We start from the raw sequence: 19,192 nt of genomic DNA on the forward strand, positions 1-19,192 counted from the left end.
CCCTTGTGTTTGAGCTTTAGGTCATCCTGCTGTGGGCCGCGGCGATCCGGCCGGCTTCTGATCGAAGGGCTCGAAGGAGGGCGACCGCACCGGGGGACGGATCGGGCGCCGTCACCGCCACCACGGTGCGCTGCGGCGGGGTCGGTTCGTCGACTCCGAGAAGCGTCACGCCGGGCGGCACCGAGGCGGCCGCCACGCTCGGCACGACGGCGATGCCCAGCCCGGCGGCAACCAGTCCCAGCCGCGCCGGCCACTCTCTGACGGCGTAGGCGACCCGGGGCGTACCGGACGCGCCCGGCCATGCCCCCAGCAAGGGATCCCCGCCTCCCGCGTCACCCACCACCCACGGTTCGTCCTCCAGCTCACCCAGGTCGACGACCGTCCGGCCCGCCAGCCGATGAGTCGTGGCGACCGCGACCATGAGTCGGCCCTGCAGGAGAACAGTGGACCGCAGACCCTCCAGGGAATGGGGCAGGTCAGGCCCCGTCGCGATGACCGCCAGCTGCAGACGCCCGGCCCGCACACGCCGAAGGTGGGTGGGCGTCGTCCCCTCGCGCAGGGTCACGGCCACGGCCGGGTGCGCGCGCCCCAGTCGGGCCAGTGCCCGCGGCACCAGCACCGCAAGAGCCGACGGGAAGGCGCCGATGGCGACCCGGCCCTCCAGACGGTCCCGCAGACCCGCCAGCTCGGACGTGACGGCCTCGACATCCCGCAGCAGCATCGCCGCGTGACGAAGCAGCGTCACCCCGGCCTCAGTCGGCCGCACCCCACGGGGAAGGCGCTCGAACAGCTGCGCACCGGCCGCCGCTTCCATGGCGCCGACCTGGCGGGACACCGCTGACTGCGTATAGCCCAGTGAGTCGGCGGCCGCCGTGAACGAGCCCTGCGCCGCGACCTCCTGAACCACCCGCAGGCCGACCAACGTCAATTCAGCCATCAGGCCCCCCTCCGCACGAGACATGTTCCGCCATGCGTATAAGGCATGCCAACTGTGCGTGATCTTCGCTGGTCGCATCCCAGGGACCGCCTTAGCTTCGCGGGGGTCAGCACCCAGCACCACCGACGACGAGGCGTGACGTGACCAAGACGTGGTTCATCACCGGCACTTCCAGTGGCTTCGGCCGAACCCTCACCGAGCTGCTGCTGGCGCGCGGCGACACCGTCGCCGCGACGCTCCGCACACCGCCGCGACTGGACGACCTGGCCACCCGCTACGGGGACCAACTGTGGGTTCAAGCCCTGGACGTGACCGATACCGCACGGCTGCGGGAGGTCGTCGATGCAGCATTCGCCGACCTGGGCCGCATCGACGTGGTCGTCTCCAACGCGGGAAGCGGAGTCCTGGGGACAGCCGAAGAACTGAGCGACGCACACATCGAGAGCTCGATTGCCACCAACCTCACCGCCTCCATCCAGTTGGCCCGGGCGGTCGTACCGCACCTGCGGGCCCAGGGCGGCGGGCGCATCGTGCAGCTGTCGAGCATGGGCGGACACATCGCCTACCCGGGCTTCTCGCTCTACCACGCGACGAAGTGGGGCATCGAGGGCTTCTACGAGGCCTTCGCCCCGGAGGTCGAGCCGTTCGGCATTCGCACCACGCTGGTCGAGCCCGGGATGGTGCGCACCCCGTTCTTCGAGGCCGCCGTGCGAGAACCGGAACACCCGGCCTACGCCGGCAACCCGGCCATCACGCGCACCGACATCCCCCTGGAGCAGATGCCCGGCGACCAGGCGAAGGTCGCCGCCGCGATCATCGCCATCGGCGACCTCGAGCAGCCACCACGTCGCCAGCTCCTCGGCTCCGATGCCTACGCCCTGGTGAGGACGGCACTGCAGCAGCGGCTGGCCGCCGTGGATACGCAGCGCGCCGTCGCGCTGACGACCGACGTCGACGGCTTCTCCCCCACGGCGTCCTGAGACCCCTCCGGCGCATCGCCTCACCCCGACGTCCGCGCTACCTACCGCCCCTTCACGCACCGAGGAACAACCCCATGAACAGATTCGCGGACAGGACCGTCCTCGTCACGGCTCCGAGGCGCCCTCGGTAGCAACCTCGCGCGCCGCTTCGCGACCGAAGGCGCCCACGTCGTCCTCGGCGCGCGCCGGAAGGAGCAGGTTGCAGAGCTCCTTCACGAGCTCGGCGCCGACCGCGCACTGTTCGTCGAGCTGAACGTCACCGACGAACAGCAGTGGAACGACGCCGTCCGGGGCGCCGAAGATGCCTTCGGACCGGTGGCGGTCCTGGTCAACAACGCCGCTCGGGCGATTGTCGGCACGAGCATGTCGCTGACGACCGACGAGTTCCGAGAGGTGATGGACACCAACCTCGTCGGCACCTTCCTCGGCACCCGGGCTGTTGTGCCGTCCATGCGGCGTGCCGGTGGGGGCTGCATTGTCAACGTCAACTCCATCGCCGGCCTCGGCACCGCGGCCAGCCTCGCCGCCTACGGCACCAGCAAGTGGGCCATCCGCGGTCTGACCCGCATCGCAGCCAAAGAACTCGGCCGGGAGGGCATTCGCGTCAACGGCGTCCACCCCGGCGTCATCGAGACACCCCTCGCCTACGACCCAACGACCGGCAGGCTCAACGTCGGCGTGGAGGACCAGCCGATCCCTCGGCTCGCCGACGTGGACGAGGTCAGCACATTGGTCCTGTTCGTGGCCTCGGACGATGCCGCCTACTCCACCGGCACTGAATTCGTTGCCGACGGCGGCTACCTACTCGGCCCCGTCGCGTGAGCCGGCCGAGGCAGCGATCCCCTCCTCGCGACGCTTCGTCGCTCGCTGCCTGCAGCAGTCGCGGTCCCCACTCGGGCGCAGCCGAGGGAACACCCCTTCCAATACGCGGCGAGCCACCTCCTCGGAGAGGGCCTCGACAGCTCGAGCCCGCGAACGAAGGACGCCACAACGCCTACTGCGGCCGGACACCCTCCGCCCGACGCGCAAGAACGGCCCGGCCCCGCGCCGTCGCGGAGCTGGGCAGGAGTGCGGACATCTGTCCCTGAGCGGGCCGCTCCGGCGGGCAGCACTCGTCACATCACGGGACCCAGGCGAAGAAGAACTGCCATAGGTGGCCGTCCTGCCTCTCCAGGCGGAAATAGCCCCACCTGGCGGCGAACGTGCACTCCGGAATCGGAAAGTCCAGCGCCAGCCCGTGAGCCCGCGTTATTGCCTCGGCATCATCCTCGGCGTCGAACGTTTCGATCACGGTCAAGTTCCCGGCGAGCAGTCGGTAGCTCGGCATCGTGGCTCCCCGTAGCTGCTGTCGGGCAGCCGTCGGGAGCCACGTACGCACATCCGCGACGAGAGTCAGCGCTGACGCTTTAAGGTTGTAGTACACAGGGGCCTGGCGGCGCCGTCTCCACTGCCCTTGGAGGCGGCGCCGTCCAGCGGAACCTAGGTGCTACCTGCGGGTATGCCGACACCTCCGAGATACTGTGAGCAGGGTCACAATTGTCCGGTCGACCCTGGGTGGGGCCCTCACCGAACCGCACGGCGGGTCGCGCCCTCGGAGCGCAGCCATGTGGCAGGGGCACGTAACACCGCCGTCCGCCCCCGTGGGGCCGTGGTGTCCTCACGACGCACGCGCTACATGGCCGCGCCGGATCGGACTTCCTGCCCATGCGCGCGACTCGGGTGAATCCGCCGGCGCCTGGTTATCGGCGCTGGGGCCGCTCAGCAGCGGGCGGTTCAGGGGCACGGGTCCACCAAACCGCTCGGTTCAGGCGGCCAAAGGAGCAGCTGCCTGAACCGGGCTCGCGACCGTCGCCCAATGGACCGCTGCACAGTTCGAGAATCACCAGCCGGCTGGCGGCCAGCCCGACCGCCGATTCAGGGAGGCATCGAGGGCGACGCCCATCGGCCCCGACTCCTCGATGACCCAGTCAACCGTCGCTGCCTCATTCCTGGCGCTCGGCCACACAGCGCAGCGGGGTCCCAGTCCAGGAGGAAGGCGAACTCCTCGGCGGCCAGCTCTGCGTGGGCCTGGCGGGCCTGAGCCTGGCCGTCTCGTGCAGCGGCCGCAGCCGCAGCCCTGTCATGTGCCGGGCTCCTCTCGTCGCCCTCGGGCGCTCACCGCGACGACCGCTCCGGCCAGGAGGACGGCCGCTCCCAGGATCTGCAGATGGGTGAATGACTCGCCCAGGAAAGCCGCGGACCCGGCCACACCGAACAGGGGCACGGCGAACATGGCCAGCGTGGCCGTGGTGGGGCTGAGCGAGCGCAGGGCGATCGAGTACATCAGGTAGGCCACTGCGGTCGGGCCCACTCCCAGATAGACGAGGTTCACCCATGCGACGGCCGGAATCGCCGACCAGTGGACCTGCACCGCGGCGGGCAGGGCCACGACCGCCAGAGCGACGGCACCGGCCACGGTGGCGCAGGTGGTGGCCAGCAGGGCATCCAGGCCGGCGAGCACCCGCTTGGAGACGACGGTGTAACCGGCCCAGCAGGCGGCGCCGGCGACGAAGAGCAGATCCCCGAGCAGCCGCGCGGATCCTGCAGTGGCCTCGATGCCGGCGAAGAACAGTGCGGCGCCGCCGGCACCGACCAGCAGTCCGGCTACTCGAGCCGGAGCCGGACGCTCCCGACCAGCCAGGACGAAGGCGGCCGCGGTGAATACCGGGGAGAGCACCGGCACCAGAACCGCGCCGTCAGCGGCCGGCGCCAGCGACAGCCCCCAGAAGAACAACACGTTGTAGGCGAAGACCCCGAGCAGCCCGGCTGCCGCGGCCCGGACCAGCAAGCGCCGGGCACCGGGACGGGTGGGCTCGGCACCAGTGACCCGGCGGGCTCGAGCGAGGCGCAGCAGCACCAGCAGCACCAGCACGGCCGCGCCGATGCCGAACCGCAGCGCGGCGGCCAGGGAGTGCGGAACCTGCTCGACCACGACCTTGGAACTGGGAAAGGCGCTGCCGAAGAACACCATCGTCGCGGCCAGATACAGCACGGAGACCACACGCGCCCGGCCGCGTTCGGGCATCGGTGCGACGGTGGCGCTCACGGATGCATCCGGGCGCCCTTGAATGCCTTGTCCACCGCCGCCCGCGGCCCGTGCACCGCCAGACCGACCAGATCCAGGTCCGCCCCGGGCACTGCCCGCACCGCTGCGCGGTTGTCCTCGTCCGCGCCGGTGCTGAACAGGTCCGCGGTGAACACCGCAATCGCCAGGCCGCGTTCGAGAGCTCGGGTGCGGGCACGGGACAGCAGGTCGCCCGGGCCGGTCAGAACCAGCACCGGCTGCCGGAACATCGGTAGGTAACCGGTGCCATCACCATCGGCATACGGCTGCCCGATCACCTCAGGGTCGGTGGCGGCGATACCGCTGGCCAGAAACGCGGTCACGTTCAGGCGCTGCCAAGTGGCCAGATCCTCCCGCAGGAGGACAGCGATCTTCGTCGCCCAGCGAGGGGCCGGCTGCTTGCTTTCCACGCCCTCAGAATCACCCGGGCCGCACCCAGGGTCTTGTACGTTCCTGACATGGCAGCAGGTCGCGGGGCCGCAGCGGGCCGCGAGACCGCCGACGGCGACCGGGTCGTCGCCTGGCGCCCCCACGTCCCCGGCCTGACGGAGGTTCTCCATGCCTCCTTCACCGATCACGCCTACCCCTCGCACACCCACGCCGCCTGGACGCTGCTGATCGTCGACGCGGGCGCCATCCGATACGACCTGGACCGGCACGCCCATGGCGCCTGGAGATCGGGTGTGACACTGCTGCCGCCGGGCGTGCCGCACGACGGCCGGTCCGACACCCCTGAAGGCTTCCGCAAGCGGGTGCTGTACCTGGCGCCCGACACCCTCGGTGAGGACCGCATCGGCGCCGCAGTGGACCGGCCGGCCTTCGACGACCACACGCTCAGACACCGCCTGTCTCAGCTGCACGCCGCACTGGCGTACCGCACCGAATCGCTGGAGGCCCACAGCCGGTTCGCCTTCGTCCTCGAGCGCCTGAGCCAGCACCTGACCGGCACCGTGGCCGCGCCACCGCAGGTGCGCGACGACGTCCTGGCCGACCGGCTGCGCGAACTCCTCGACGTCCGCACCAGCCAAGGCCTCACCCTCACCGAGGCCGGAGAAGTACTCGGGGCGCATCCCACACACCTGGTGCGCTCCTTCACCCGCCGCCACGGCCTGCCACCACACCGCTACCTGACCGGCCGGCGGATCGACCTCGCCCGCCGACTGCTGCTCGACGGAATGCCCGCCGCGCAGGTAGCCACCGCAGCCGGCTTCCACGACCAGGCCCACGTGACCCGACACTTCCGCCGCATGCTGGCCACCACTCCAGCCGCCTACGCACGGTCCCGCCCTGCCGTCCCGCTGAGAAAACGAGCCACCAGGACGTCGAAGCCACCGGCGTGAACCGAGTGCAGCACCGCACCGACGATCGCCCGTAAGCGGATCCCTGACCGGGCAGCGCGTACGGCTACGGGTTTGGGTGCGCGCGTGTGGAGACGAGGTATTCGACGAAGGCGCGCACCGCACGCCATTCGGCTTCGGTGAGTTCAGCGAACAGCGGATCACCGTCCGGCGCGGTCGGTCGTGCCGGGATGAGATCCGGCGGGACGTAGCCGGCGAGGTCCATGAGGCGTGCGTACGGAACCTGAAGCGTATGGCTGAGCCGGTACAGGACCTTGGGGGACGGGCTGTTCACTTGGCCGTGCTCGAGCTTGTGCAGGTATGCGGTCGACATGCCAGCGTCACGGGCGACGTCGGCCAGCGAGCGGCGGGCCGCCTCGCGCGCATCCCCGAGTTCACGCCCCATCGCCAGCATGCCGATCCTTTCATTGGGTGTACAACTTCTACTACAGTAGACGCATGGAGGTCTGGACGGGCTCCGCCGACGCCCCCCTTGACGAGACCTGGCCGGCCTTTCGGCCCGGCGCGGCGGTGACGCTGCGCGCGACACTCAGCGATCGCCTCGGCCAGCGCTGGGCCAGCGAGGTGGGCGCCGTCGCCGACCAGCGCGGCGCCGTGGCGCTGAATGCTTCAGTCGATGACGAGCCGGACGCGCTGATCTGGTCGATGGCTCTACAGCCGCCGCCTGGGCGCCCGCCGATGCCCTACGTCGACGCCTGCACCGACGGTCTGGAAGCGCTGGAGATCGAGTTGACCGCCGACGGTCGGCGCGGCCGCCTCCTTCGCCGACTCGTCGCTGCCGACATCGAAGTGACGGTCGTACAGGGGACCGGCTTCGCCGCGACCGTCTTCACGCCCGTGGAAGCCGCTCCGGACCGCTGGGCGCTGGCGCTTGGCGGCTCGGGCGGTGCGACGTCCTGGTCCTGGCAAGTCGCCGCCCTGCTGGCCGCCCATGGCCGCCGTGCGGCGGCCGTCGCCTACTTCGATTGGTCCGGCCAACTCGGGCTGCCCCAGTCGATAACCGAGCTGCCGATCGAACTTGTCGTGCGCGCCGCCGCGGCGATCGATCCAGGCAGACGGCTCAGGGTCGACTTGATCGGCTTCTCCAAGGGCGCCGAGCTCGCGCTCAACGCCGCCAGCCGGCTCGAGCTCCCGCTGGCCACCGTCACCGCCGTGGCGCCCAGCTCGCACTCTTGGGAAGCCGCCACCAGTACACCCGACGGTAACCCGCGCGGCTCGTGGACCCAGCACGGCACCACGCTCCCCTTCCTACGCTTCAACGCTCCACCCGACTTCTACGCTTCCTTCGACAAGACCAGCCTTGGTCCATTGCACGACCGCGCCCTCGACGGCACTGACGCCAAGCACCCCGCGCGTATACCCACGGAACGGATCACCGCACCGCTGCTGCTGGTCGCCGGCACCGAGGACAGCACCTGGCCCTCTGCCCGCATGACCGCCGGAATCGCAAGCACCCGAACCGACGCTCGCCAGCTGATCATCGACCGAGCAGGCCACACGATCACCCCGCCCGGACTGCCCGTCACCCCGCTCGATGGCCATCCCGCCGCCAATGCCCGCGCCAACCGCGCCATGTGGCGCATACTCCAGCACCACCTCGCCCTTCCGAGCTGAACCGCGCCGAGCGCCCTCGGCCCGCCTCGACCGAAGTTCGGTGGAGTGTCCAGGAGTGGTGGTCTCAGGGCGCGGTCGCAACACCCGCGGATTGATCATCGGAGAGTAGTGGGCCGATGACCTCGTCGGGCTTGAGCCAGCCGAGGGTCTTGCGGGGGCGGCCGTTGAGCTCGGCGGCGATGGCGGCGATGGCGGCGAGGTCGGCGGGGCTGTGCACGGACAGGTCGGTGCCTTTGGGCAGGTATTGGCGAAGCAGTCCGTTGGTGTTCTCGTTGGTGCCTCGTTGCCAGGGTGAATGTGGGTCGCAGAAGTAGATGGGCACATCGGCGGCGATGCTGATCTGCTTGTGGTTGCGCATTTCCAGGCCGTGGTCCCAGGTCAGCGACCGACGCAGGTGTTCGGGCAATCTGCCCATCGCTTCGACGGTGGCGTTGTGGAATGCGAGTGCGTCGTGCGAGCCGGGCAGGTGCAGCAGAATCAGGAAGCGCGTGCTGCGTTCGACCAGGGTGGCGACCGCGGAGCGGTTGTTCTTGCCCATCACGAAGTCGCCTTCCCAGTGGCCGGGGACGGCGCGGTCGGCGGCCTCGGCCGGCCGCTCGGAGATCATCACCTTGTCCGGGATGCGCCGGTCGGGATCGGCGCGGCCATCGATCCGGCGGCGGGGTCGGCGCAGCGCCCGGCCCGTCCGCAGGCAGGTGTTCAGATCGCGGCGCAGCGCACCACGGCCCTGGATGAACAGCGCCTGGTAGATCGTCTCGTGAGGGGCCCGCATCGATACATCGTCGGGAAGTCCAGCCGGAGCCGGGCGGCGATCTCCTCCGGTGACCAGCGCTTCTCCAGATCGGCGGTGACGCGGGCGTGCAGAGCCGGATTCTCGAGCTTTCGCGGCCAGGCCGCCGCGCTCGCTTCTCGGCGGACAATTGCGCCGCCACTGCCCGGTACTGCCGCCCATCAGAGGTGTTTCGATCAACCTCCCGACTGATGGTGGACACATTCCGGCCCAGTTGACCGGCGATGGCACGGAAAGTCATCTCGGCGGCCAGACCGCGAGAGATTTCCTCCCGCTCGGCCAACGACAGATACCGGCCGACTGGCTCGACCAGGCTGACAGGAGACACTCCGCCACACTCGCGGAACCACCGGAACTCCCGGTCGGCCGACACGCCGGCCCGCTTCGCGGCCTCCACCGTCGACAGGCCCTCGCGCACCCCTCGCCAGAACCCCCGCCGCAGATGCTGCAACTCAGCCGTCCTCGCCATGCCCTGACCCCCAGCCCAGTCAGGGTGTTGCGAGCACCCCCTGAGCGCGGGGATCCTGGTCGGTAGAGGCAGCTGCGCCGTTGAACTCAGCGGTGGCCGTCCGTCTCGGCTGGGGTCTCCTCGGTGGGCGCTCGCCAGGGCTGCAGGGGGCCGGCGGCGCTCAGGATGCGCTGAGTGATGTCGCGGAGTTGCCGGCGCTGGGCTGCGGTCAAGGGCGTGAGGACCAGTTGCCGGACGGTCGCGACGTGCCCGGGCGTGGCCTGTTCGACCTTGCCCTGTCCGAGGTCGGTGAGGGTCGCCAGGGTGTACCGCCCGTCGGTCGGATCGGTCGTGCGGCGCACCCACTGCCGTCGCTCCAGGCGGGTGACGGCGCGCGACAGCTTGGTCAGCGAGCTGTTCGCGTAGCCCGCCAGCACGCTCAGGCGCAGGGTCCGGTCGGGGGCGGAGGAGAGCGCGTAGAGCAGGCCGTACTCGAAGTGCGTCAGACCGGCGTCACGCTGTACCTGGGCGTCCAGCAGGGCCGGCAACCACTCCAGCACCGTGGCCAGGCCGGACCAGGTGAGCAGCTCGTCACCCTCGAACCCGGCTGGGTCGGGAAGCTCACTCATCGTCGCCGACGGCGGAAGCAACGCATGCACGCAGGCTAAGTCAGTTGCTCAGGCAAGTCACGTGTACCGTCACTTGCTCAGGCAAGTCAGACGGCGAGGTAGGGGGACATGGATCTGCGGTTGAGGGGCAAGCGGGCGTTCATCAGTGGCTCGACGCGGGGCATCGGGTACGCCGTCGCCGGGGCGCTCGCGGCCGAGGGCGCTGCTGTCGTCCTCCACGGCCGCACGCCCGAAGGGGTTCAAGACGCTGTGAGCCGTCTGCAAGGGGAGGGGCACGGCGTCGAGGTGTCGGGTGTCGCCGGTGACGTCGCGGACGACGACCAGGTCGGCCGCCTGCTCGAGGCCGTCGGCGACGTCGACGTCCTGGTGAACAACGTCGGGGTCTTCGAGGTCAAGTCCTTCGCGGCGATCACGGACGAGGACTGGCGTCGCGTCGTCGACGTCAACCTGATGAGCGCCGTGCGGCTGTCGCGACAGCTGCTGCCGGGCATGCTCGCGCGGGGGTGGGGGCGCATCGTCATGGTGAGCAGCGAGTCGGGGGTCGACGTCCCGTCGGACATGATCCATTACGCGGTGACCAAGGCCGCGATGCTCGCACTGAGCAACGGTCTCGCCAAGCTGACCCGGGGCACCGAGGTCACGGTCAACACCGTCCTCGGGGGCCCGACGTACAGCGACGGCGTCGCGTCCGCCGTCCGCCACATCGCGGAGCTGCAAGGGCTGTCGGAGAAGGACATGAAGGCCGCCATCGCCGCGAGCAACACCACCTCGCTCGTACAGCGCTTCCTCGAGCCTGCCGAGCTAGCGAGCCTGATCACGTACCTCGCCAGCCCGCTCTCCTCGGCCACCAACGGCGGCGCGCTCCGCGCGGACGGGGGACGCCTGGTCCAAGTGCTCTGACCGCCTCCCTAGCGAGAGCCCGTCCCGCAAGCCGAACCTCTACCGACATGACCGCAAGGTCACAGTGGCCGGGGATCACCCGTCCCGCAGGGGATCCCCGAACGGTCTGTGACACGCGGGCACCTGCGACTGGAGGGTTCGCCCAGGCAGACGTCGCATGTCCACCGCCCCAGATTGTCAGTAGATCCCGACCTGCCGTCGATCGCTCGTGCACCGATGGCTGATCCTCTGCGGGGACGCCGATCGGACGTGTGGCCGCGTCAGCTCACCAGGGCCGTCGACTGCGAGGCACGAGGCGTCGGAGGCCGTTCGAAAGGACTCAGTCGCCTCAGAGCGGTGTCCACGCGCCCAACTTGTCTGGGTTCCGGATAGCCCAGACTCGATGAATGCGCTGCTTCGCCGTTTCGAGCGCGATGACAGCAAGCGTCGTGCCGTCTGCCTGCGCGACGAGGCCCGCTTCACCGTTGACGAGGGCCTCCCCGATCTGCAGATTCGGTTGCCGGTCACGGACGCCCAGGAGGAATTCAGCGATGGAGGTGGCTGTCTCGATCGGTTCGACGGAAGCGCTCACCCGTCCGCCGCCGTCGGTGATTGCTGTCGCTTCTGGTGCCAGCAGCGCGATGAGGCCCGCTAGATCGCCCGTCTCCCAGGCTCTCTTGAAGGCCCGGACCACGGCCGCATGCTCAGAGCTCGGTGCGATGACCTGTCTCGAGGTATTGAGGCGTTGCCTGGCGGAGGAAGCCAGTTTGCGGCAGGCCTGTGGAGTACGTCCGACGATCTCGGAGACTTCGGTGAAGGAGTATCGGAAGACGTCGTGCAGGACGAAGGCGACGCGTTCGGCCGGTGTCATGGCTTCCAGGACGACCAGGACGGCCATCGATACGGACTCGTCGAGTGTCACCCGGTCGGCCGGATCGAGTTCGCCGCCGCAGGCTCGGTGGCTGGCCCACTGCCCGGCCTCCGGTACAGGTTCGGGCAGCCATTCCCCGACGTAGCGTTCCCGGCGGGAGCGAGCCGAGCGCAGCATGTCGAGGCAGATCCTGCAGACGACCTTGATAAGCCATCCTGATGGGGATTCGATCGCGGCCTGATCCTGCTCACTCAACCGGTACCAGCGGAGGTAGCCCTCTTGCACGGCGTCTTCGGCGTCCGCGACAGAGCCGAGGAGTCGATAGCTTAGGTTGATCAGGAGTGTGCGCTCCGCTTTGACCGCTTCAAACCCGGGACTCTGCTCCGAGTCGTCGGCCTGGCGTGCGGGTCGCGCCGTGTCGTCTTTCCTCATCCGTGTCCCCTTGAACCAGGTGTCGCCCGCACGTCAGCCCTGGTATTCGGCGACCATGAAGTACACGTTCGGGGCGGCCGTCGCCAAGGCCGCGGCGCGCTTGGCGTACTCGGCGGCGTCGGCATCGGCCTGGGTGGCCTGGACGTCCTCGACGCTGCGCCACTGCGCGTAGTTGACCACCTTGGTTCCGTCCTTGCTGGCAAGGATGCGCACCGAGAGGAACCCTGGTCGGTGCCGGATCACCTTCTCGGTGCCTTCCTTCAGGATGTCGACGACTGCCTGCTGCTTGGCCGGCTCGACGTCGATGACGTTGATGAAGGTGACCCCTGCGTGCGTGTCGGTGCTCATGAGACTTCCTTTGCGTGTGAGGTGCCCTGACGTGATTGCGGTTGCGGTTGCGGTTGCGGTTGGCGAGCGTTAGTCCCCGTTGGCGGCTCCTTGCTTCTAATCCCTGGGCTCTTGCGGTCTGCCGCCATCGAAAGGGCGTCCGGAACTTGTGAGCTCCCGGCCTGCCTCAGGCGCCGTCTCTTGTCCGTCGTCTCGCCGGTTGTCGAGCGCGATCGGGGAAGGCTGCTCGATGGGGGAGAAGAAGCCGCGGACGGCTCGGCGGGCGGTACCGACGTGGTTCATCCGCTTCGGCACCGGCGCGCCCCCGTACGCCAGTCGGCCGTGGCCGTGGTCGTCCACCGGCCCGAGGGGCTGGTGGACCTCGACGAACTGGCCGCTGGGCAGCCGTCGGATGACGCCGGTCTCGATGCCGTGCTCGAGCACCTCTCGGTCATGCCGCTGCAGCCCGAGGCAGAGGCGGTAGGTGACCGTGTAGGCGATCGGCGGCAGGACGATCAAGCCGATGCGGCCGGCCCAGATCATCGCGTTGAGGCTGAGGTGAAACTTGTCGGCGATGACGTCGTTGCCGCCGCTGATGAGCAGCACCAGGTAGAAGGCCAATGCCATCGCGCCCAGAGACGTACGTACCGGCACGTCCCGGGGGCGCTGCAGTAGGTGGTGTGAGGCGGTGTCTCCGGTCAGCTTGCGCTCGATGAACGGGTAGAGCGCCAGGGCCGTGAAGAGGAGGCCCGGCAACACCACGGTCGGCCAGAAGGGCGCCGGGATGGTGTACCCGCCGGGCAGATTGATGTCCCAGGCCGGGAAGAGTCGGAGCGCCCCGTCGAGGAACATCACGTACCAGTCGGGTTGGGAGGCGGCCGACACGTGGGCGGGGTTGTACGGCCCCCACAGCCAGATGGGGTTGATCTGCACCAGCCCGGCCAGGGCGGCGCAGACGCCGAAGACGACGAAGAAGAGGCCGGTGGCCTTACCGGCGAAGGTCGGGAACAGCCGGTTGCCGACCACGTTGTGCTCGGTCCGCCCAGCGCCCGGGAACTGGCTGTGCTTCTGCTTGACCAGGATCAGCAGGTGCAGGGCGATGAGCGCCAGCAGGATCGCCGGGATCAGCAACACATGAAGGATGTAGAGACGCCCGACGATGACTTCGCCCACGAAGTCTCCGTCGAAGACGGCCCAGTGCAACCAGGTACCGACAACCGGGATGGACAAGATGATTGCCGAGGCGATCCGCAGTCCCGTTCCCGACAGCAGGTCGTCGGGCATGGTGTACCCGGCGAAGCCCTCCAGAATGGCCAGCAGCAGGAGGACGACGCCGATCAACCAGTTGGTCTCGCGCGGCCGGCGGAACGCGCCGGTGAAGAAGACGCGCAGCAGATGGACGATGATCGCGGCGACGAACAACAGGGCTGACCAGTGGTGCACTTGCCGCATGAAAAGCCCGCCCCTGACATCGAACGACAGGCGGAGCGTCGATTCGAAGGCGGCCGACATCTCCACGCCGCGCAACGGCGCGTACGACCCCTCGTAGACGACTTCCCGCATCGACGCGTCGAAGAAGAAGGTCAGGTACGTGCCGGACAACAGCAGGATGAGGAACGAGTAGAGCGCGATCTCCCCGAGCAGGAACGACCAGTGGTCGGGAAAGACCTTGTTCAGCATCCGGCGCAGCGGGCCGGCCACGATCAGCCGATCGTCGGCCTGGTGGGCCGCTTGGCCGAGCTTGGTACTCGGGACGCCCGGCGCGTTCGCTGTCGAAGTCATCGGCGCCGAGCCCGCTCGCCGACCCGAGGACGAGGTAGCCGGGTGGCCCTTGGTCGGCGCACCGGGCTTGTGCATTCCACCGGGCTTTGGCCCTCCAGGTCGCTGCGGCAGGTGTCTCCGCCCCTATGACGAGACAGCGCCTCCAGATGTGAGGTGCATGGCGGAGAGCGGTCGCCTACTGCGCCGGAGGTTCAGCACAGCCACCGCACCGGCAGCCAAAGTGGAGGCGATGATGACGGCGAGGGCCGCGAGACTCCCACTCACCCTGGCCCGGCCCAGAGGCTGACGAACCCGGCCGGAACATCTAAAGACTGGATCCCCGTCGCCGATCCCACTCGAACGACGTTCCACCAGAAGAACCCGCAACGGCCACGTTCGGGCGGACCGGGCAGCCAACCACCGGCGTCCCGCGGGGCGATCCCTCAGGGGGACGGTCCTCGAGCAGCCCGCCGATGGCCAGCCGTGTCGACAGCCGATTCCCTGCGGAACGACTTACGTCGCTGGCGCCACACGGGCCGGGTCCAACGACAGCCGCGACGAGGTGCCCGCGCCAACCCGGTCTCCGCGCAGCGGCCGCGACGTGCGTGGCCGGACGCAGCTGGCAGAGCGCACCAATCCCGTGGCGGCCCGCCTCATCCAGGACCTCGGCATCGACCGTGCCCGCCGCGATGCAGGAGGGACGCTGACGCCTCAGATCCGGCGGATCCTCGGCCCGTGCGGAAGCTACGCCGGCCAGGCGGCCCCTGGCTATGACACCAGAGAATCTCGTCGGACACCGCTAAAGAACCAGACCGAGGCGGAAACGCGTGCCCAAGCCGTGTCTTCCGGCGCCGACCCGGCAAGATTGCCGTGGAGTGCCGGATCGTACCGGCGGGACGAGAGGGGCCAGACTTGCCGGTCATGCCGCCAGAGGCACGTCGCGAACTCATCCGATCGGCGGTGGAGGCCTCTCGGATGGACCCGCACCGGGAGACTGAGCGCCTGCCATGGCGCGATGGCGACAGGGCGCTCCCTGTCGTCGAAGTCCCCCTCGCGGCGACGGTGCTGAACCCGCGCAGCCACCGCATCCGTGCGCAGCTGGAGTCTCACCCGCAGCGAGGAGTTGTCGACCAGGATCCTTTCGCCGACGACGCGCAGGATGTGCTGCGGGAAGTGCTGCGCGGTGGCCCGGCGGGCTCGGAGAGTGATGAGTACAAGGCCATCCTGGCCAACCTCGCGGCCGAGGGTCAGCGCAACGCCGGAGTGATCACCGTGGAAGGCCTGCTGGTCAACGCCAACCGCCGGGCCACCGCGCTGAGCGACCTGGGGCGGGAGTACGTCCGGGTCGCCGTGCTCCCCGAGGACGCGGGACCGCGGGAGATCGACCAGATCGAGCTGCGCCTGCAGGTGCAGGAGGACTACAAGGAGCCCTACACCTTCACCAACCGGTTGGTCTTCGTCGAGGACTTCACGACGCTCTACGACTACAACGACGACCGGATCGCCGGGGAACTCCGCGTTGCGGTCAGCGACGTGGCTCGGATGCGCCGCAGTCTGGCCCTCATCCGGGATGCACAGCAGCGCGCCGGGGACGGGGTGCTGCCGTTGACCTTCTTCGACGACAAGGAACAGTCGCTCCGGGAACTCGACGACGCAGCGCAGCGGCTACGGGACGACGCCGAGGCCGTTGCCCGCCTGCGGGATGCCCGCCTGCTCTGCATGCTCGCCGAGCAAGGCTATGCCCGGCTGCGCAACGTCGACGAGGACTTCGTCGCCGAGTACCTCCACGTGCACCTGGAGGAGGACGAGGTGCTGCCGGCCGCGGTTGCGGCGATGAGCGCCCCGGTGGACGACCAACCCGAGCTCCCCGGCCTGGGCGAGCTGGAGGTGTTCGATGCCGGGGGAAGCGCAGCCGAGGATCTACTCGAGTTCACCCTGGCGGCCAAACGCGCCGGGCAGGTGGAGATCCCCCCAGCGGAGGACGGCGGACAGTCACAGGTCATCGACTGGGAAGACGTGCACGGGCATCTGAGCGCCGTCGTCGAAAGTGCCACTTACGACGCGACGCTGGACCGGCAGGCCGCCAACCGGCTGCTCGCGCCGGCCAACTACCTGCGGCAGGCGAGCGAGAACGTGGTCCGGGCCGGACGAGCCCTCGACCGTGTCGAGAGCGACGCTGGCCTGGACCTGCACAAGCTCGCTGATCACTGCACCGACCTCGCCGACGCGGTACAGACGTTGAGCGACAAGATCGTCCGGCTGCAGTCCCGGTGAGCGCGCCGAACCCGCCTCTTCTTCAGATCAGCGCACGCGACGTACCACCCGTCGTGGACGTGCGCCGAACCGACGGTGTACCCGATGCGCTCTGGTCGCAGGTCCTCGCGCACTGGGGAGCCAGCGGCACTCGGCCGAACGAGCGGACGACGGTTGCCCAGCACCGCTTCCTCACCGATCTGGCCTGGCTGCCCCCCGCCCTGCGTCGATCCCGGGTGGGCATCACCTGGGACGACCGTGCCCGCGACCTCGTCTCGGCCGCCGGCTCGGAACGAGGCGAGCTGGCAGCGGCGCGCGACAGCACATCCCTGGACGCGGCGGCCGTCCGCAGCCGGCTGACCGGGTCACGAATGAACCCCGATGTTCTGCAACCGTTCCAGCTCCGCGACCTGGGCCGGCTGCTCGCCCTGCCCCACGGCGCGAACTTCAGCGTGCCCGGAGCGGGCAAGACCGCGGTCACCTACGCGGTGTATGAGGCGGAACGCGCCGCCGGACGCGTCCAGCGGCTGCTCGTCGCCGGGCCGCTCTCCGCGTTCGAGGGGTGGCGGACCGAGGCGGCCCGGTGGCTGGCCCCGCCACCCACCATCGGCACCGTGGCCGCAGGGGAATGGCATACCGAGGTCCTGCTGGTGACCTACAACCGGCTGCTGTCCTCCTACGAGGACATCGCGGCCTGGGTGGCGGCCCAGCCCACGCACGTGGTGCTCGACGAGGCCCACCGGGTCAAGCGTGGTCGCGGCGGCCAGTGGGGATCGGCCTCCCTGGACCTGGCCCGTCTCGCCGCCCGGCGGGACGTCCTCACCGGCACCCCCGCGCCGCACCACCCCCGCGACCTCGCCGCCCTCCTGGACTTCTGCTGGCCCGGACAGGGCAGGGCACTACTCCCCCAGCAGGCGTTCGCGGCCGTACCCCCAGCCAGCGCCATGCACGAGACCCAGGTCGCCGTCGCGCCGCTGTTCGCCCGCACCACCAAGGCAGAGCTGCACCTCCCCGAGATGGCCTTCACGGTTCAGCCGATCCCCCTGGACGGCCTGCAGGCGGAGATCTACGCCGCGCTGCGCAACCGGGCGGCGCAGCAGTTCGTGTCCACCGCGCAGGACCAGACCGCGTTCGCCCGCATGGGCCGCGTCGTGATGTACCTGCTGGAGGCCGCGACCAATCCGGCGCTGCTGGCTGCCGGCTCGGCCACCGGCGACCCCCTGCCCTTCCAGCATCCGCCCCTCGACATCCCACCCGGCAGCCGCCTCGCCGAACTCATCGCCGACTACGGGACGTACGAGACACCCCCCAAGTTCGCCGCGCTGGCCCAGATCGTGTCGGAGAACGCGGCCGCCACACCGCCCCGCAAGACGCTGGTCTGGTCGAACTTCGTGCGCAACCTCGAGCAACTGGCCAGCCGGGTGCTGCCGGCGCTCAACCCGGCCGTCGTGCACGGCGGCGTGCCGGCTGAGGTGCCGGCACGACCGGGCGGGCGCACCCGGGAGCAGGAGCTGCGGCGCTTCCGCCACGATCCCGACTGCACCGTTCTGCTGGCCAACCCCGCCGCGATGAGCGAAGGGGTAAGCCTGCACGACGTGTGCCACGAGGCCGTCTATCTCGACCGGACCTTCAACGCCGGCCAATATCTGCAGAGCCTGGACCGGATCCACCGCCTCGGCCTGCCGCCCGGGACCAGGACCCAGGTGACGTTCCTGGTCACCAGCGGCACCGTCGACGAGACCGTGGATCGCCGCGTACGAGTGAAGGCCGAGCGGCTGAGCGCACTGCTCAATGACCCCGAGCTGACCACCTTCGCCCTGCCCGACGAGGACGACTACGGGCCGGTGCTCGACAACCGCGACGACGCCGCAGCTCTGTTCGCCCACCTCCGCGGCCTCTCCCCACCATGACTGACAACGCGGCGCGCGAGCTGCCCGGCTGGCAGCAGGTCCGCGCCGCGGTCCGGCTCGCACCGGCGCTGGCGGGCTCCGTCAGCTCCCCTCGCGCGCGCCGAGAGATGTTCCGGCGCCTGCCCACGGGTGGACTCCTGGGCGTCGAGGACCTGGCGGCCGGCGAGATGCTGCTCATCCGACTCCGGCTGCTCACCGAGGGCCCCGGCCCCGGGGAACTCGTCGCCGCGCCCGGCCTGACAGTGGTCGCCGCCCTGCCGCCGGACCAGGCCTGTGCCCTGGTCGTGCGCACACTCTTGACCGCTGACGCCGCGCCCTGGGCATCCGCGGCCATCACCGGCGGAACGCCCGACTACACGGTTGTGCCAGAGGGCGCACGGCGTCTGCTCAACGGCCTGGATCCGGACGAACGCGAGGCCGCGTTGCTCGCCGCCGCCCGGCGCGCGGACCCCGAGGGCAGAGCGGCCGCTGGAGAGCGTGGCGAGGCGTTGGTCGTGCAGCGCGCTCAGGAGGAGCTGCAAGCCGCCGGGCGCCCGGACCTCGCCCGCCAGGTGCGCCAGGTCAGCGTCGTCTCCGACCAACTCGGCTACGACGTCACCGCGCCGACGTTGGACGGTCGTCACACCCGACGACTGGAGGTGAAGACGGCTGGCTCCGGGTTGCGCGTGCACCTGAGCCGCACGGAGGCCGACGTCGGAGCGTCCGACCCCGCCTGGGCGCTCGTCGTCTGCTGCGGCAGCGAGACGGGTGAACACCTCGAACTCGCCGGCTGGTGCCGCGGCGTCGACCTGCTGCCCTTGCTGCCCATCGACCGGCATGCTCGGGGCCGCTGGGCCGACGTGGTACTCGCGCTGCCCTCCGGCCTGCTTCGCCCGGGACTCCCGGCGTAGAGGCCGCAAC

Annotated in this window: 16 protein-coding genes and 2 pseudogenes; 8 read left to right on the forward strand and 10 right to left on the reverse strand. The window is 69.8% G+C overall.

Annotation, left to right across the window (positions count from 1 at the left end):
* Positions 1–16: 16 nt before the first annotated feature.
* On the reverse strand, positions 17–937 hold the full coding sequence (locus RTG05_RS19560; RefSeq protein ID WP_166526504.1) for a LysR family transcriptional regulator: 921 nt from the start codon (positions 935–937) through the stop codon (positions 17–19).
* Positions 938–1,077: 140 nt separating this feature from the next.
* Between RTG05_RS19560 and RTG05_RS19565 the strand changes: the two genes are divergently transcribed.
* Entirely contained in the window at positions 1,078–1,917 is an 840-nt protein-coding gene (locus RTG05_RS19565; protein WP_166526505.1) for an SDR family oxidoreductase, read from the forward strand.
* A gap of 129 nt (positions 1,918–2,046) precedes the next feature.
* Positions 2,047–2,739 (forward strand): annotated as a pseudogene (locus tag RTG05_RS19570) (SDR family NAD(P)-dependent oxidoreductase); the annotation flags it as partial.
* 298 nt (positions 2,740–3,037) lie between these two features.
* Here RTG05_RS19570 and RTG05_RS19575 read toward each other — a convergent pair.
* From RTG05_RS19575 to RTG05_RS19585, 3 genes are all read right to left on the reverse strand, one after another.
* Positions 3,038–3,244, reverse strand: a complete 207-nt coding sequence (locus tag RTG05_RS19575) for a hypothetical protein (RefSeq protein WP_166526506.1) — start codon at positions 3,242–3,244, stop codon at positions 3,038–3,040.
* Between the two features lie 792 nt (positions 3,245–4,036).
* Positions 4,037–5,002, reverse strand: a complete 966-nt coding sequence (locus RTG05_RS19580) for a DMT family transporter (RefSeq protein WP_208104664.1) — start codon at positions 5,000–5,002, stop codon at positions 4,037–4,039.
* A complete protein-coding gene (locus RTG05_RS19585) occupies positions 4,999–5,430 on the reverse strand; it encodes a DUF2000 domain-containing protein (protein ID WP_166526507.1) in 432 nt (143 codons plus the stop codon). Before RTG05_RS19585 ends, RTG05_RS19580 begins: the two co-directional genes overlap by 4 nt.
* Positions 5,431–5,478: 48 nt before the next feature.
* Here RTG05_RS19585 and RTG05_RS19590 point away from each other — a divergent pair, with 48 nt between their 5' ends.
* Positions 5,479–6,360 carry an AraC family transcriptional regulator gene (locus RTG05_RS19590; protein ID WP_166526508.1) on the forward strand — a complete coding sequence of 294 codons (882 nt, stop codon included), beginning with the start codon at positions 5,479–5,481 and terminating at the stop codon, positions 6,358–6,360.
* A 64-nt stretch (positions 6,361–6,424) separates the two neighbouring features.
* On the opposite strand, the gene RTG05_RS19595 is transcribed toward RTG05_RS19590, so the two are convergent.
* Complete coding sequence (locus RTG05_RS19595; protein ID WP_166526509.1) at positions 6,425–6,772, reverse strand: helix-turn-helix domain-containing protein; 348 nt, start codon at positions 6,770–6,772, stop codon at positions 6,425–6,427.
* Between the two features lie 17 nt (positions 6,773–6,789).
* Between RTG05_RS19595 and RTG05_RS19600 the strand changes: the two genes are divergently transcribed.
* A complete protein-coding gene (locus RTG05_RS19600; protein WP_166526510.1) occupies positions 6,790–7,992 on the forward strand; it encodes an alpha/beta fold hydrolase in 1,203 nt (400 codons plus the stop codon).
* Positions 7,993–8,056: 64 nt separating this feature from the next.
* Here RTG05_RS19600 and RTG05_RS19605 read toward each other — a convergent pair.
* A pseudogene (locus tag RTG05_RS19605) lies at positions 8,057–9,110 on the reverse strand (IS30 family transposase).
* Between the two features lie 227 nt (positions 9,111–9,337).
* Positions 9,338–9,889, reverse strand: coding sequence for a MarR family winged helix-turn-helix transcriptional regulator (locus RTG05_RS19610; RefSeq protein ID WP_315912064.1), 552 nt, complete (start codon positions 9,887–9,889; stop codon positions 9,338–9,340).
* Positions 9,890–9,967: 78 nt separating this feature from the next.
* Here RTG05_RS19610 and RTG05_RS19615 point away from each other — a divergent pair, with 78 nt between their 5' ends.
* On the forward strand, positions 9,968–10,759 hold the full coding sequence (locus RTG05_RS19615) for an SDR family NAD(P)-dependent oxidoreductase (RefSeq protein ID WP_166526511.1): 792 nt from the start codon (positions 9,968–9,970) through the stop codon (positions 10,757–10,759).
* Between the two features lie 328 nt (positions 10,760–11,087).
* Here the strand turns inward: RTG05_RS19615 and sigJ are convergent, their stop codons facing one another.
* The 3 genes from sigJ to RTG05_RS19630 form a co-directional block, all read right to left on the reverse strand.
* Positions 11,088–12,041, reverse strand: coding sequence for an RNA polymerase sigma factor SigJ (gene sigJ, locus RTG05_RS19620; protein WP_166526512.1), 954 nt, complete (start codon positions 12,039–12,041; stop codon positions 11,088–11,090).
* 33 nt (positions 12,042–12,074) lie between these two features.
* The gene (locus RTG05_RS19625) at positions 12,075–12,389 is read right to left on the reverse strand and encodes an antibiotic biosynthesis monooxygenase family protein (RefSeq protein ID WP_166526513.1); all 315 of its coding nucleotides are present in this window, start codon (positions 12,387–12,389) and stop codon (positions 12,075–12,077) included.
* A 96-nt stretch (positions 12,390–12,485) separates the two neighbouring features.
* Positions 12,486–14,069 (reverse strand): cytochrome bc1 complex cytochrome b subunit, encoded by a 1,584-nt coding sequence (locus RTG05_RS19630; protein WP_315912066.1) that lies wholly within the window; start codon positions 14,067–14,069, stop codon positions 12,486–12,488.
* Between the two features lie 1,035 nt (positions 14,070–15,104).
* On the opposite strand from RTG05_RS19630, the gene RTG05_RS19635 reads away from it, so the two are divergent.
* Genes RTG05_RS19635 through RTG05_RS19645 form a run of 3 tightly spaced genes read left to right on the forward strand, consistent with a single transcriptional unit; the run spans position 15,105 to position 19,182 of the window.
* A complete protein-coding gene (locus tag RTG05_RS19635; RefSeq protein WP_166526515.1) occupies positions 15,105–16,403 on the forward strand; it encodes a hypothetical protein in 1,299 nt (432 codons plus the stop codon).
* The gene (locus RTG05_RS19640) at positions 16,400–18,292 is read left to right on the forward strand and encodes a DEAD/DEAH box helicase (RefSeq protein WP_166526516.1); all 1,893 of its coding nucleotides are present in this window, start codon (positions 16,400–16,402) and stop codon (positions 18,290–18,292) included. The genes RTG05_RS19635 and RTG05_RS19640 overlap by 4 nt, the downstream gene beginning before the upstream one ends.
* Positions 18,289–19,182, forward strand: coding sequence for a protein NO VEIN domain-containing protein (locus RTG05_RS19645; protein ID WP_166526517.1), 894 nt, complete (start codon positions 18,289–18,291; stop codon positions 19,180–19,182). The genes RTG05_RS19640 and RTG05_RS19645 overlap by 4 nt, the downstream gene beginning before the upstream one ends.
* Positions 19,183–19,192: the final 10 nt, after the last annotated feature.

The sequence above is a fragment of the Geodermatophilus sp. DSM 44513 genome (assembly GCF_032460525.1).
GTDB lineage: Bacteria > Actinomycetota > Actinomycetes > Mycobacteriales > Geodermatophilaceae > Geodermatophilus.

Coding starts and splice junctions, on each gene's coding strand:
- RTG05_RS19635 (WP_166526515.1), top strand. CDS start 15,105: ATGGACCCGCACCGGGAGACTGAGCGCCTGCCATGGCGCGATGGCGAC.
- RTG05_RS19625 (WP_166526513.1), bottom strand. CDS start 12,389: ATGAGCACCGACACGCACGCAGGGGTCACCTTCATCAACGTCATCGAC.
- RTG05_RS19595 (WP_166526509.1), bottom strand. CDS start 6,772: ATGCTGGCGATGGGGCGTGAACTCGGGGATGCGCGCGAGGCGGCCCGC.
- RTG05_RS19590 (WP_166526508.1), top strand. CDS start 5,479: ATGGCAGCAGGTCGCGGGGCCGCAGCGGGCCGCGAGACCGCCGACGGC.
- RTG05_RS19560 (WP_166526504.1), bottom strand. CDS start 937: ATGGCTGAATTGACGTTGGTCGGCCTGCGGGTGGTTCAGGAGGTCGCG.
- RTG05_RS19575 (WP_166526506.1), bottom strand. CDS start 3,244: ATGCCGAGCTACCGACTGCTCGCCGGGAACTTGACCGTGATCGAAACG.
- RTG05_RS19615 (WP_166526511.1), top strand. CDS start 9,968: ATGGATCTGCGGTTGAGGGGCAAGCGGGCGTTCATCAGTGGCTCGACG.
- sigJ (WP_166526512.1), bottom strand. CDS start 12,041: ATGAGGAAAGACGACACGGCGCGACCCGCACGCCAGGCCGACGACTCG.
- RTG05_RS19645 (WP_166526517.1), top strand. CDS start 18,289: ATGACTGACAACGCGGCGCGCGAGCTGCCCGGCTGGCAGCAGGTCCGC.